General features: G+C 68.1%; 12 protein-coding genes. 6 read left to right on the top strand and 6 right to left on the bottom strand.

The window, feature by feature from the left end:
* Positions 1-295 precede the first annotated feature (295 nt).
* Positions 296-802, top strand: a complete 507-nt coding sequence (locus KHC23_RS09335; RefSeq protein ID WP_213371773.1) for a DUF2380 domain-containing protein — start codon at positions 296-298, stop codon at positions 800-802.
* A 21-nt stretch (positions 803-823) separates the two neighbouring features.
* Here the strand turns inward: KHC23_RS09335 and KHC23_RS09340 are convergent, their stop codons facing one another.
* A complete protein-coding gene (locus KHC23_RS09340; RefSeq protein ID WP_213373178.1) occupies positions 824-1,723 on the bottom strand; it encodes a LysR family transcriptional regulator in 900 nt (299 codons plus the stop codon).
* 47 nt (positions 1,724-1,770) lie between these two features.
* Positions 1,771-2,751, bottom strand: coding sequence for a thioredoxin-disulfide reductase (gene trxB / locus KHC23_RS09345; protein ID WP_213371775.1), 981 nt, complete (start codon positions 2,749-2,751; stop codon positions 1,771-1,773).
* A 274-nt stretch (positions 2,752-3,025) separates the two neighbouring features.
* Here trxB and KHC23_RS09350 point away from each other — a divergent pair, with 274 nt between their 5' ends.
* From KHC23_RS09350 to KHC23_RS09365, 4 genes are read left to right on the top strand one after another with little or no spacing between them, the layout of a single operon-like run.
* Positions 3,026-3,502, top strand: coding sequence for an Lrp/AsnC family transcriptional regulator (locus KHC23_RS09350; protein ID WP_213371777.1), 477 nt, complete (start codon positions 3,026-3,028; stop codon positions 3,500-3,502).
* A complete protein-coding gene (locus KHC23_RS09355; protein WP_213371779.1) occupies positions 3,499-4,395 on the top strand; it encodes a glycosyltransferase family 8 protein in 897 nt (298 codons plus the stop codon). The genes KHC23_RS09350 and KHC23_RS09355 overlap by 4 nt, the downstream gene beginning before the upstream one ends.
* A gap of 2 nt (positions 4,396-4,397) precedes the next feature.
* The gene (locus KHC23_RS09360; protein WP_213371781.1) at positions 4,398-5,021 is read left to right on the top strand and encodes a methyltransferase domain-containing protein; all 624 of its coding nucleotides are present in this window, start codon (positions 4,398-4,400) and stop codon (positions 5,019-5,021) included.
* Complete coding sequence (locus KHC23_RS09365) at positions 5,018-6,064, top strand: ELM1/GtrOC1 family putative glycosyltransferase (protein WP_213371783.1); 1,047 nt, start codon at positions 5,018-5,020, stop codon at positions 6,062-6,064. Before KHC23_RS09360 ends, KHC23_RS09365 begins: the two co-directional genes overlap by 4 nt.
* Here KHC23_RS09365 and KHC23_RS09370 read toward each other — a convergent pair.
* The 4 genes from KHC23_RS09370 to carA form a co-directional block, all read right to left on the bottom strand.
* On the bottom strand, positions 6,061-7,137 hold the full coding sequence (locus tag KHC23_RS09370) for a glycosyltransferase family 4 protein (protein WP_213371785.1): 1,077 nt from the start codon (positions 7,135-7,137) through the stop codon (positions 6,061-6,063). The two genes, KHC23_RS09365 and KHC23_RS09370, sit on opposite strands and share 4 nt — an antisense overlap.
* A 20-nt stretch (positions 7,138-7,157) precedes the next feature.
* Positions 7,158-7,631, bottom strand: coding sequence for a transcription elongation factor GreA (greA, locus tag KHC23_RS09375; RefSeq protein WP_213371787.1), 474 nt, complete (start codon positions 7,629-7,631; stop codon positions 7,158-7,160).
* Positions 7,632-7,776: 145 nt separating this feature from the next.
* Entirely contained in the window at positions 7,777-11,097 is a 3,321-nt protein-coding gene (carB, locus tag KHC23_RS09380) for a carbamoyl-phosphate synthase large subunit (protein WP_213371795.1), read from the bottom strand.
* 194 nt (positions 11,098-11,291) lie between these two features.
* On the bottom strand, positions 11,292-12,497 hold the full coding sequence (carA, locus tag KHC23_RS09385; RefSeq protein WP_213371797.1) for a glutamine-hydrolyzing carbamoyl-phosphate synthase small subunit: 1,206 nt from the start codon (positions 12,495-12,497) through the stop codon (positions 11,292-11,294).
* Between the two features lie 255 nt (positions 12,498-12,752).
* Here carA and KHC23_RS09390 point away from each other — a divergent pair, with 255 nt between their 5' ends.
* Positions 12,753-13,208, top strand: coding sequence for a GatB/YqeY domain-containing protein (locus tag KHC23_RS09390; protein WP_213371799.1), 456 nt, complete (start codon positions 12,753-12,755; stop codon positions 13,206-13,208).
* The last annotated feature ends 29 nt before the right edge of the window (positions 13,209-13,237 follow it).

Here is a 13,237-nt window from a genome sequence, read left to right on the forward strand (position 1 = left end):
AAGGACCCGGCCAAGTTTTCGCCGCCGAAGCGGCGAACCTTCCAGAGGGGAACAGCCGAAACGGGGAAACGTCTCGGTGTCTCCCTCCATATGGTCAAAGACCGGGCATTCTGCAATGAATTATGCCCGCATGGCAGGCATGCGTTATTGCATTGAACCTTTCTTACGCCTGTCATTGCCCGTAAATTGAGCTGCCGATTACCTCCGGCTGCCCTCGAGTCTTGTGCAAACTGGCGGATTGGCGCCTCATTACGCCAACCGCCGCCGCAGAGCGGCCGCAGCACGGAGGAATGCCATGCCCGTTTTTCGCCTCGTCACGGCGTTTGGCTGCGTCGTCCTGTCACTGCCGCTGCTGCTCGCGCCGGGCAGTGCGGGTGCGTCGGCGCTGGTCGCGGTGGCCGATATCGGCTTCACCGATTCGTCCGGCGAGGCGGGGGACCAGCGCGCGGTGCATGAGGACCGCCGCCGGGGGCTCACCGAAGGGGTGCGGGCGGATATCGGGCGGGAAGGGAGCCTTGAGAGCCTGCCGCTGCCTTGCGAGGCCGCCTGCCGGCTGGATGCGGAGGGGGTGGAGGTGCTGCGCCAGCGCGCCAGGCAGGCGGGGGCGGGCTTCCTGCTGGTGGGCAGCGTGCACAAGATGAGCACGCTGATCCTGTCCCTGCGGGTGGCGGTGCTCGATGCCGACACGGGAAAGCTGGTGTTCGAGCGGCTGCTGAGCTTTCGCGGCGACAATGACGAGGGCTGGCGCCACGCCGGCGACTATGTCGCCCGCGAAGTGGCGGAACAGTTGCCGGCGCAATGAGGGCGACCCAATGAGGGCGGCTCAGAAGCTCCAGCGCTGCGCCTTGGCGACGAGGAAGTCGCGAAACACCTGGATACGCGCCACCGAGCGCATTTCCTGGGGGTAGACGAAATACGCCTCCAGCGTCGGCGTGGTGCGCTCGGGGAAGAGTTGCACCAGCGTGGCGGAATCCTCCAGCAGGTAGTCCGGCACGATACCGATGCCGACGCCGCGTTCCACCGCCCGCTTGAGGCCGAGAACGTTGTTGACCGAGAGCGCCGGCATGCGGCCTTCCTGGTCGTCCTCCAGCCCGGCCCGTTCCAGCCAGTTCAGCCCCTGGAAATAGGAGGGGATGGGGCCGCCGAGCAGGATGATGCGGTGCTTGTCCTTGTCGAGCTCGTCCAGCGTGCGCGGGTGGCCGTTGCGCTTGAGGTATTCGGCCGAGGCGAAAGCGTGGAAATGCACGGTGAACAGCTTGCGCTGGATCAGGTCCGGCTGCACCGGCTGGCGCAGGCGGATGGCGACATCGGCCTCGCGCATGGCAAGGTCGAGTTCGTCGTCGGTAAGGATCAGCGTGATGCGGATGTCGGGATAGAGTTCGAGAAACTCGCCGATCCGCGCCGTCAGCCAGTGGGTGCCGAGGCCCATCGTGGTGGTGACGCGCAATTCGCCGTTCGGCTTCTCGCGCGAGTCGGTCAGCTTGGCCCGCGCCGCCTCCAGCTTCATGAAGACTTCGTGCGCGGTGCGGTACAGCAGGTCGCCCTGCTCGGTCAGGATCAGCCCGCGCGCATGGCGGTGGAACAGCGGGATGTTGAGTTCCTGCTCCAGCGCCGAGACCTGCCGGCTCACCGCCGATTGCGACAGGCCGAGAGCTTCGCCCGCATGGGTGAAGGAGCCGGCCTCCGCCGCGACGTGGAACACTTTGAGCTTGTCCCAGTCCATGTCGCGGGCGCGATTGGCCTTGTTGTCCATCCGGCGGGGGCCCTCGTTCATTCGGCGGCTTGCGCGAGTGGCTCGCGGGCGGCGAGAAAGCGCTCGACCTCCAGCGCGGCCATGCATCCCATGCCGGCGGCGGTCACCGCCTGGCGGAAGATGTCGTCGGCGACGTCGCCGGCGGCGAACACGCCCTCGACCGAGGTCTGGGTGGAATCGGGCACCGTCCAGACATAGCCGCTCGGCTTGAGCTTGAGCTGGCCCTGAACGAGGTCGGTCGCCGGGGCGTGGCCGATGGCGATGAACACGCCATCCGCCGCCCGCTCGGAAAGCGCGCCGGTGACGACATCCTTCAGCACCACGCCGGTGACCTTGGGCGGCTCGTGCTGACCCTTCACCTCATGCAGGGCGGCGTTCCACACCACCTCCACCTTGGGGTGGGCGAACAGGCGCTCCTGCAGGATCTTCTCGGCGCGGAAGCTGTCGCGCCGGTGCACCACCGTCACCTTTGAGGCGAAATTGGTGAGGAACAGGGCTTCCTCGACCGCGGTGTTGCCGCCGCCGACCACGACGACTTCCTTGCCGCGGTAGAAGAAGCCGTCGCAGGTGGCGCAGGCGGAAACGCCATGGCCGCGATAGGCCTGCTCGGAATCGAGATCGAGCCAGCGGGCCTGCGCGCCGGTGGCGAGGATGACGGTCTCGGCGATCCACACCGTGCCGGAATCGGTCTCGGCGCGGAACGGGCGGGAGGAGAGGTCGAGCCGCGTTACCAGGTCGTTGACGATGCGGGTACCCATCTTCTCGGCCTGGGCCTGCATCTGCTCCATCAGCCACGGGCCCTGGATCGGATCGGCGAAGCCGGGATAGTTCTCGACATCGGTGGTGATGGTGAGCTGGCCGCCGGGCTGGATGCCCTGGATCAGCACCGGCTCAAGCATCGCCCGGGCGGCATAGACGGCGGCCGTGTAGCCCGCCGGGCCCGAGCCGATGATCAGGACCTTGGCGTGGTTGGCCGGGCTGATGGAGGGGGCCGACATGGGAGGCTCGCTGTGTTGCGGCGACGTGCGTCGCCGGATCGGGAAATCAGGCCGGATGGCATGCGCATGAGCGCCATGCAAAGGACGCCGCGTAAGCCATGCGAAAATGTAGGGGCTGACCTGGGCAACCGCAAGGCAGACGCCTGCTATCCATTAGTTTTCCAGAAGGAAGATTGCGCGAGGCCCGCGCGCAAGATAATTGCTCTCGCCGGCCGCTGCTCTATCGTCGCGGCCGAAGGCGCGCCGCCTCGGCCGCCGCACACGGAGACGCCCCTTGGTTCGCCGCATCGACGCCATCGACTGGAACATCCTGCGCGAGTTGCAAGGCGATGGCCGCATTACCAATGTGGAGCTGTCCCAGCGGGTCGGCGTTTCCGCGCCGCCCTGCCTGCGCCGCGTCCGTTCGCTGGAGGAAGAGGGCATCATCAAGGGCTACCGGGCGCTTCTCGACGAGAAGAAGCTCGGCTTCGACCTGATGGCCTTCGCCATGGTGCACCTCGTCAGCCAGGCGGAGGGCGACCTCTCCGCCTTCGCCGCGCAGGTGGAGCGCTGGCCGCTGGTGCGCGCCTGCTGGATGCTCTCCGGCGAAACCGACTTCATCCTGCTCTGCGTCGCCCCGGACCTTCGCACCTTCCAGAACTTCGTGCTGGAGCTGACCGGCGCGCCGAATGTGCGCAACGTGAAAACGGCGCTCACGCTGAAGCAGACCAAGGACAGCGCGGTCGTGCCGATGGAAGGGGAATCCGCTTGATCGTCGCCACCGCGACCGACACCGCCTATGTCGAGCTGACCGGCGTGATGCTCGCCTCGCTCGCCGACAAGGCGGCGGGCGATTTCACCTCGGTCCACGTGTTCTGCGACGCGGTCAGCGAACAGGACAAGGCGCGCCTCGCCGCCGCCTATGGCCTCGCCAACATCGTCTTCGTCGACCTGACCGACGACATGGTCCGGCATTTCGCCGCGCGGCCGGTCAACCACCACCTCTCGCGCACCGCCTATGCCCGCATCCTGATGCCGCTGAGCCTCGCCGAGGCCACCGGGCGGCTGTTCTACATCGACTGCGACACGCTGGTGAACGCGCCGCTGGCTCCGCTCGCCACCCTGCCGATGCAGGGCTTCGCGCTGGCGGCGGTGGACGACATCGCCCGCCAGGTGCCCGAGCGCCACGCCAAGCGCAATCGCGACATCGGGCTGCCGGAGGCGATGCGTTATTTCAACAGCGGCGTGCTGCTGATCGACCTCGACGCCTGGCGGCGCGAGCGCGTGTCCGAGCGCACGATCGACTTCATCAACGACCATCCCACCCTGCCGATGATGGACCAGGACGCGCTCAACGGCGCGCTTCAGGGCGCGTGGCTGCCGCTCGACGAGCGCTGGAACCTGCACCGCCGGCTGGAGAAGGGCGTCTACACCGACGATCCGGCGATCTGGCGCGAGGCCCGTATCGTCCACTTCATCGGGCAGGTGAAACCCAACTACACCGACTGCAACCACCCCGCGCGCGAGCTGTTTCTCGCCTACCGCGCCCGCACGCCCTTCGCCTCCGTGCCGCTGAAGACCAGGTTCGGACGCAAGGTGGAAAAGCGCGGGCGCAAGCTGCGGCGGTTCTTCGGCAAGCTCAAGCGACGCGTTTTCGGAGCCTAGGGATGGCACATAGTCTGGTCGACGAATATGCGAAGCTGCATGCGCGCCACCGCTATGGCGCCACGGCGCGGCACGCGCTGGCCGACATGCTGCCGCACATCATGGCGCTTCGACCCTCCTCGCTGATCGATTTCGGCTGTGGCCAGAGCAATCTGGCCTTTCTCATCGCCGCCAAGGCGGGCATTGCCGAGATCCATCGCTACGATCCGGCGATCCCGGAGATTTCCACCCTGCCGGGCAAGCGGGTGGAACTGGCGGTGAATGTCGACGTGATGGAGCATATCCCCGACGAGGAGATCGACGCGGTGCTCGCCGCCATCGCCGCCTCCGCCGCGCACGCGCTGTTCGTCATCGACACCGGCCCGGCCAAGATGCTGCTTTCCGACGGGCGCAACGCCCATGTCTCGCAGCATGGCGCGGACTGGTGGCTGGCGCGGCTCAAGCCGCATTTCCCTGACATCCGCGAGATGCCGATCCACCGCCGCGCCCGCGTCGCCTTCAAGACCTGGGACGGCGAGGTGAGGGGGCTCACCGGCCTCGCCGTGCGGGCGCGCGAGCGGGTGATCTACCGCACGCAGAAGCTGACCCGCTCGGCGCGGCGCAAGCTGTTCGGGGCGCGCCGGTGAAACTGCTGGTCCTGCGTGACAAGAAGCCGGGGCATTTCAACCAGGCCGAAGGCGTCGCGCTGGCGGTCGGGCGGCTCGCCCCCACCGAGGTGGCGCGGCTCGACATCCGTCCCACCTGGTTCGCCCATGACGATGTGCGCAAATTCATCATGCGCCGCTATGGAAGCGACGCGCGCAAATGGCTCCGGTCCATGTACGCCATCGAGGCGGAGAGCCTTGAAAAGCCGGATGTGATCATCGGCTCGGGCCGGCCGACCATCGCGGCGGGCATCCTCCTCAGCCGGGCGTTCGGCGGCGTGCCGTTCCTCTATTCCGGCGGCATCGGCGGCTATGATACGCGCGAGGTCAGCCTGATGATCGTCGCCTCGCCGCGCGCGGCGGGCAATCCGCGCTCGGCCTGGGCGCCGATCCCCTCCATTGTCGACCCGGCCGATTATCCCGCCCCGCGCCGGCTCGCCGCGCTGGGGGACCTCAAGGGAGCGGAGATCGCGCTGCTGGTCGGCGGCACCGCCTATCGCAAGGAATGGCCGCAGAATGAATGGGATGCGCTGATCGCGCTGGTCCGCGCGGTCGCCCGCGAACATGGCGTGCGCTGGCGGGTGACCACCTCGCGCCGCACCCCGGACGAGGTCGGCACGCGCTTCGCTCAACTGGCCGGGGAGGGCGTGCTGGCGGAGTTCATCGACTACCGCGGCGCCGGACCGGGCTCGGTGCGGGCGCTGTTCGGGGCGGATGCCGTTGTCGTCACTGAAGATTCCATGAGCATGCTGGTCGAGGGGCTGACGGCGCGGCGCCCGGTCATCGGCCTGCGCTCGGCCAGGGTGCATGATGGCTATGCCAGCGAGGCGATCTCCGCCTGGGCGGCGAAAAGCTGGGCGGCGCCGTCCTTCGGCCCGAGCCTCGCCGTCCTGCCGCTCGGCACGGTGGGCGCCGAACAGTTCGCTAACTCGTTGATAAACCTGGAGCCGCCGACGCTGGACGTGCGCGGGGAGATTGCCCGGCTCGTCGCCCCGGTGCTCGGGCTCGCCGCGCCGCCGCGCTAGGCGGACGCCCACACCTGCTCGTAGACGGCGTTGATCTTCGCCGCCTCGACCTCGATCGAATGGGTCGCGACGACGTGGTGCCGGGAGGCTACCGCAACTGCGGCCGCTGCTGCTTCGTCAAGCTGCAGAAAGGCCTTCACGGCGGTGGCCATCTCGCCGACATCGCCGGGCGGCACGATGGCGCCGGTCTCGCCCTCGATCACCAGTTCCTCGAAGGCGCCGACCCGCGTCGCCACCACCGGCACGGCGCAGGCCATCGCCTCCAGCGGGGTGACGCCGAAGCCCTCCCAGCGCTGCGGGGCGACATAGAGGTCGAGCGCGCGGTACCAGCGGGCGATGTCGGAGGTCGCGACCTCGCCGGGAAAGAGGAGGCGGTCGGCGAGGCCGGCCTTCTCCACCTTGGCCCGCTGCTCGGCGAAGAAGGCGGTGTGCGCGGAGGTTGCCCGCCCCAGCACCACGCCGCCCCAGCCGGGATGATCGGGCAGCAGCCGGATCAGCGCGTCGACGAACACGTCGGTGCCCTTCTGGGCGCGGATGCGGCCGAAGCAGCCGATCATCCTGAGATCGCCCGGCAGGCCGACGGCGCGGCGCGCTTGCGCCTTGTCGGGCGCGGGGGCGAAGCTGCCCATGTCGATGCCGTGATGGATGACGGTGGACGGGCGCTGGAGATAACCCGCCGTCTTCTCGGAGGTGGCGATCACCGCGTCCATGCGGGAGATCAGGAAACGGCTCCAGCGCGTGTGCCAGCGCTGCGAGGCGGAGGTGAAGACCAGCCCGAGCTTCATGCGCAGGAGATCGCGCAGCACCACGCCGGCCAGCATTTCCACGTTGCGCCGGGCGTGCCAGATGCGGACGGGACGGCGGGCTGGCCGGCGCCAGAAATGGCGCAGGTCGGCCAGGCCGATGCGGGGCACGGCTTCCGCCAGCCCCGGCCCGAAGGCGGCGATGCCCACTTCGCCCGCCTGATAGGGCAGCACGCGCTCCAGCGTCGAGGTGACGCCGGAGAGGCGGCGCTTGAAATTCGGCGCCACGACTTCGAGCCGTGCCGGATCGATCGCCGCCTTCTCCGTCATGTGGGAATGCGCCCGGCCGGTCAGGCGAAGCGGACGTCGGCGATCTCGTAGGAGCGGGCGCCCTTGGGCGTCACCACCTCCACCGAGGTGCCGAGCTTCTTGCCGATCAGCGCGCGGGCCATGGGCGAGGAAATGGAGATGCGCCCGGCCTTGGCGTCGGCTTCCATGTCGCCAACGATCTGCCAGACGCGCTCTTCCTCGGTGTCCTCGTCGATCAGCTTGACCGTGGCGCCGAACATCACCGTGTCGCCGGTGAGCCTGGCGACGTCGATGATCTCGGCGCGCGACAGCTTGTCCTCAAGCTCGGCGATGCGGCCCTCGTTCAGCGCCTGCTGTTCCTTGGCGGCGTGGTATTCCGCATTCTCGGACAGGTCGCCATGGGCGCGCGCTTCCGAGATGGCCTCGATGATGCGCGGACGCTCGACCTGCTGGCGGCGCTTGAGTTCATCTTCCAGCGCGGCGTGGCCGCCGGCGGTCATCGGAATCTTTTCCATTGGTCTGTTCTTGACCTCCCAAAAGCAAACGAAGCCCCCGCGGGTGCCTGATCAGGGCCATCGGCCTCGTCTCAGCACCCGCGCGGGCTTAATCGTGATGTCCGGAAGCCGCCCGCGCCGCGAGGCGCCGACGGGCTCGACCGGGTTAGAAATAGTCCTGCAGGGCCCGCACTTCCAGATCGCCGCCAATATAGGCCTTGATCCCGCGCGCCGCTGCAATCGCTCCTGATAGCGTGGTGTAGTACGGCACTTTATGCAAGAGGGCGGCGCGGCGCAGCGAACGCGAATCCGCGAGCGCCTGCGCGCCCTCGGTGGTGTTGAAGACGAGTTGCACCTCGCCGTTCTTGATCGCGTCGACAATGTGCGGGCGGCCTTCCAGCACCTTGTTGATCTTGGCGCTGGGCACGCCGTTCTCGACCAGGAAGCGCTGGGTGCCGGAGGTGGCGATCACCTTGAAGCCGAGCGAGACAAGAAGCCGCGCCGCGTCGAGGATGCGCGCCTTGTCGCCGTCCCGCACCGAGACGAACACGGTGCCGGAGGTCGGCACCTTGGTGCCGCCGCCGAGCTGGCTCTTGGCGAAGGCGACGGGGAACGACCTGTCGAGCCCCATCACCTCGCCGGTGGAGCGCATTTCCGGGCCGAGCACCGTGTCGACGCCGGGGAAGCGGGCGAAGGGGAACACCGCTTCCTTCACCGCCACATGGTCGCCGGCGAACGGCTTGAGCCCGAACGAGGCCAGCGCCTCGCCGGCCATGATGCGGGCGGCGATCTTGGCGAAGGGCTGGCCGACCACCTTGGCGACGAAGGGCACGGTGCGGGAGGCGCGCGGATTGACCTCCAGCACGAAGACCATGCCGTCCTTGATGGCGTACTGGACGTTCATCAGCCCGCCGACGCCGAGCGCCAGCGCCATCTTGCGGGTCTGCGCCTCCAGTTCGGCGATCATCTCCGGCGACAGCGAGTAGGGCGGCAGCGAGCAGGCCGAATCGCCGGAATGGATGCCGGCTTCCTCAATGTGCTCCATGATGCCGCAGATGAAGGTATCCTTGCCGTCGGCGAGGCAGTCCACATCCACCTCGATGGCGTCGGAGAGGTAGCGGTCGAACAGCAGCGGGTTCTTGCCCAGCAGCGTGTTGATCTGCCCGGTCTTGTCGTTGGGGTAGCGGGCCTTGATGTCGTTCGGCACCAGCCCCGGCAGCGTCTCCAGCAGGTAGTCGCCGAGCTGGCTTTCCTCGTGGATGATCTGCATCGCCCGCCCGCCCAGCACATAGGAGGGGCGCACGACGAGGGGGTAGCCGAGTTCGGCCGTCACCAGCCGCGCCTGCTCGACCGAATAGGCGATGCCGTTGGCCGGCTGGCGCAGCTTGAGCTTGTCCAGCAGGGTCTTGAAGCGGTCGCGGTCCTCGGCGAGGTCGATCGCCTCCGGCGAGGTGCCGAGGATCGGGATCTCCGCCTCTTCCAGCGCGCGGGCGAGCTTCAGCGGGGTCTGGCCGCCGAACTGCACGATGACGCCGTGCAGCGTGCCGCTGGAGCGCTCGCGCTCCAGTATCTCGATCACGTCCTCGGCGGTCAGCGGCTCGAAATAGAGCCGGTCGGAGGTGTCGTAGTCGGTCGACACGGTCTCCGGGTTGCAGTTGACCATGATGGTCTCGTAGCCCGCATCCTTCAGCGCGAAGGCGGCATGGCAGCAGCAATAATCGAACTCGATGCCCTGGCCGATGCGGTTGGGGCCGCCGCCGAGAATGGCGACCTTCTTCGCGTTGGTGGGGCGCGATTCGTCGGCCGGGACGCCGGCGAACGGCATCTCGTAGGACGAGTACATATAGGCGGTGGGGGCCGCGAACTCGGCGGCGCAGGTGTCGATGCGCTTGTAGACCGGGCGCACGTCCAGCGCGCGGCGACGCGCCGCCACGTCGCTTTCCGAGAGGCGGGCGAGGCCGGCGAGGCGCGAATCGGAGAAGCCCATGGCCTTGAGCCGGCGGAAGGCGCCGGCGGTCTTCGGCAGCCCGTGGGCGCGGACCTTGGCCTCGGTGTCGACGATCTCGCGGATCTGTTCGAGGAACCACGGGTCGATCCTGCAGCCGGCGTGGATGGCCGCGTCGTCAAGGCCGAGGCGCATGGCCTGCGCCACCTTGAGCAGGCGGTCCGGCGTGGGGGTGCCGAGCGCGGCGCGCACCGCGTTCCGGTCGTCGCCGAGGCCGAGGCCCTCGATCTCGATCTCGTCGAGGCCGGTGAGCCCGGTTTCCAGCGAGCGCAGCGCCTTCTGCAGCGATTCCTGGAAGGTGCGGCCGATCGCCATCGCCTCGCCGACCGACTTCATCGAAGTGGTCAGCGTCGGTTCGGCGCCGGGGAACTTCTCGAAGGCGAAGCGCGGAATCTTGGTGACGACATAGTCGATGGTCGGCTCGAACGAGGCCGGGGTGGCGCCGCCGGTGATGTCGTTGGCGATCTCGTCCAGCGTGTAGCCGACCGCGAGGCGCGCGGCGACCTTGGCGATGGGAAAGCCGGTCGCCTTGGAGGCCAGCGCCGAGGAGCGCGAGACACGCGGGTTCATCTCGATGACGATCATCCGGCCCGTTTCCGGGTCGATGGCGAACTGCACGTTGGAGCCGCCGGTCTCGACGCCGATCTCGCGCAGCACCGCCAGCGAGGCGTCGCGCATGATCTGGTATTCCTTGTCGGTCAGCGTCAGCGCCGGAGCGACGGTGATGGAATCGCCGGTGTGGACGCCCATCGGGTCGATGTTCTCGATCGAGCAGACGATGATGCAGTTGTCCGCCTTGTCGCGGACGACCTCCATCTCGTATTCCTTCCAGCCCAGCACGCTCTCTTCCACCAGCACCTCGTTGGTGGGGGAGGCGTCGATGCCGCGCTCGATGATCTCGATATATTCCGACTTGTTGTAGGCGATGCCGCCGCCCTGGCCGCCCATGGTGAAGGACGGGCGGATGATGGCCGGCAGGCCGATCTCGTCCAGCGCCTCCAGCGCCTGCGGCAGGGTCTTGATCTGGCGCGAGCGCGGCGTGTCGAGGCCGATCCGGGTCATCGCGTCGCGGAACAACTCGCGGTCCTCGGCCTTGTCGATGGCCTCGGCGGTGGCGCCGATCATCTCGACGTCATATTCGTCCAGCACGCCCATCTTGCGCAGCGACAGCGCGCAGTTGAGCGCGGTCTGGCCGCCCATGGTCGGCAGCAGGGCGAAGCCGCCGGGGACGGCGTGGCGCTCCCGGGCGATGATCTTGGCGACGATTTCCGGGGTGATCGGCTCGATATAGGTGGCGTCGGCCAGATCCGGGTCGGTCATGATGGTCGCCGGATTGGAATTGACCAGAACCACCCGGTAGCCCTCGGCCTTCAGCGTCTTGCACGCCTGGGTGCCGGAATAGTCGAACTCGCAGGCCTGCCCGATGACGATGGGGCCGGCGCCGATGATGAGGATGGTGGAGATGTCTGTGCGTTTCGGCATCGGGTCCCGTGCGGCTCGCGCATTGTCCGGGCGCACGAAAAAGGACGCGTCGAGAACGCGTCCTTGGGCGGACCCGGATTGAACTTTCTGGGCGGGGTCACGCCCCGCAATTGGGGGCTTCCCTTAAACCAGATTCCCTCGCGGGGGAAGGGCGCCCTTTGCCGGCGTCCCTCCCGGTGGCGGAAGAGGCCCGCTCAGGCCGCCCTCTTGTTGTTCGCGATCATCTCGACGAAGCGGTCGAACAGGTAGTGGCTGTCCTGCGGGCCGGGGCTCGCCTCGGGGTGGTACTGCACCGAGAACACCGGGCGGTCGGTCAGCGCGATGCCGGCATTGGAGCCGTCGAACAGCGAGACATGGGTCTCGGTGGCGGTGGCCGGCAGGCTGTCGCGGTCGACCGCGAAGCCATGATTCATCGAGGTGATCTCGACCTTGCCGGTGGTGTTGTCCTTCACCGGGTGGTTCGCGCCGTGATGACCCTGGTGCATCTTCACCGTGCGGCCGCCGACCGCGAGGCCGATCATCTGGTGGCCGAGGCAGATGCCGAAGGTCGGCACGCCGCGCGCGATGATCTCGCGGATCACCGGCACCGCATAGGCGCCGGTCGCCGCCGGGTCGCCGGGACCGTTGGAAAGGAACACGCCGTCCGGCTGGAGGGCGAGAATCTCCTCCGCCGAGGTGGTGGCGGGCACCACCGTGACCTGGCAGCCGGCGCGGGCCAGCAGGCGCAATATGTTGCGCTTGATGCCGTAGTCGACGGCGACGACATGGTGGGCCGGCGCGGTCTGCCGGCCGAAGCCGTCCGGCCAGGTCCAGGTGGTCTCGTCCCAGGAAAAGCGCTGGGCGGAGGTGACCATCGGCACCAGGTCCATGCCTTCGAGGCCGGGCCAGGCGGCGGCCTCCGCCTTCAGCGCCGGCAGGTCGAACTGGCCGTTCGGCGCATGGGCGATCACCGCGTTGGGCATGCCGCCGTCGCGGATCAGCGCGGTCAGCGCGCGGGTGTCGATACCGGAAATGGCGATGATGCCGCGCGCCTTCAGCCACGCGTCGAAATGGCGCGTGGCGCGGTAGTTCGACGGGTCGGTGATGGCGGAGTGCAGCACCACGCCGCGCACCCCGGAGGCGCCGGCCATCGAGATGGTCTCGACGTCGTCCTCATTGGTGCCGACATTGCCGATATGGGGGAAGGTGAAGGTGATGATCTGCCCGGCATAGGACGGATCGGTCAGCACTTCCTGATAGCCGGTCATGGCGGTGTTGAAGCAGACTTCGCCCACCGCCTGGCCGGTGGCGCCGAGGCCGAAGCCTTCGAGGACCGTGCCATCGGCCAGGACGAGGACGGCGGTTGCGAGCGGCTCGGCCCACACCTCATCGCCGGTGTGCTGTTCAGCGCTACCGTTCATTGATCTTGTTCCCTGTCATCGTGTGCCCTAATTAGTCCGTTGCCGCGCCGGATGCCAGCCTCCCCGCTGCGTATCTGGCCCACGAATTGCGGATGGCTGCGCCGGAACCCGGGCGAGGCGCATCCGGACAGGAAGCGGCGACCGCCGGAATGGGCCGAGATCCCATGGGGCGAACATCCATTGGCGCGAGCGGCGTGCGGCCCCGGAAGCGGGCTCTGGCGCGCCGGCTCGCGGTTTGCAGGAAGGCTGGCCAACGTGCTGCGCGACGACATCAACACCTCGCTGAAAGAGGCCATGAAGGCTCAGGACAAGCGGCGCCTCGGCACGCTGCGCCTCGTCAATGCCGCGATCAAGGACCGCGACATCGAGGCGCGCGGCCATGGCAAGGACCCGCTTTCCGACGACGAACTGCTCGGCCTGCTCGCCAAGATGATCAAGCAGCGCGAGGAATCGGCGAGGGTCTATGAGGAAGCCGGCCGCGCCGATCTTGCCACCCAGGAGCGCGAGGAGACCGCGATCATCCAGGGCTTCCTGCCGGCGCAGATGACCGAAGCCGAAGCGCAGGCGGCCATCGCCGCCGTCATCGCCGAGATCGACGCGCGCGGCCTCAAGGACATGGGCCGCACCATGGCGGCGCTGAAGGAGCGCCACACCGGGGTGATGGATTTCGCCAAGGCCAGCGGCACGGTCAAGGCGCTGCTCACCGCCTGAGCCGACGACGACGGCAGCCGGCCTCGCCG

The organism is Ancylobacter dichloromethanicus, from assembly GCF_018390645.1.
In the GTDB taxonomy this organism is placed as follows: domain Bacteria; phylum Pseudomonadota; class Alphaproteobacteria; order Rhizobiales; family Xanthobacteraceae; genus Ancylobacter; species Ancylobacter dichloromethanicus.

What these genes read in the sequence shown, in the direction of transcription:
- greA (WP_213371787.1), bottom strand. Translation starts at nt 7,631, where the DNA reads ATGGAAAAGATTCCGATGACCGCCGGCGGCCACGCCGCGCTGGAAGAT.
- trxB (WP_213371775.1), bottom strand. Translation starts at nt 2,751, where the DNA reads ATGTCGGCCCCCTCCATCAGCCCGGCCAACCACGCCAAGGTCCTGATC.
- carA (WP_213371797.1), bottom strand. Translation starts at nt 12,497, where the DNA reads ATGAACGGTAGCGCTGAACAGCACACCGGCGATGAGGTGTGGGCCGAG.
- KHC23_RS09360 (WP_213371781.1), top strand. Translation starts at nt 4,398, where the DNA reads ATGGCACATAGTCTGGTCGACGAATATGCGAAGCTGCATGCGCGCCAC.
- KHC23_RS09370 (WP_213371785.1), bottom strand. Translation starts at nt 7,137, where the DNA reads ATGACGGAGAAGGCGGCGATCGATCCGGCACGGCTCGAAGTCGTGGCG.
- KHC23_RS09340 (WP_213373178.1), bottom strand. Translation starts at nt 1,723, where the DNA reads ATGGACTGGGACAAGCTCAAAGTGTTCCACGTCGCGGCGGAGGCCGGC.
- carB (WP_213371795.1), bottom strand. Translation starts at nt 11,097, where the DNA reads ATGCCGAAACGCACAGACATCTCCACCATCCTCATCATCGGCGCCGGC.
- KHC23_RS09335 (WP_213371773.1), top strand. Translation starts at nt 296, where the DNA reads ATGCCCGTTTTTCGCCTCGTCACGGCGTTTGGCTGCGTCGTCCTGTCA.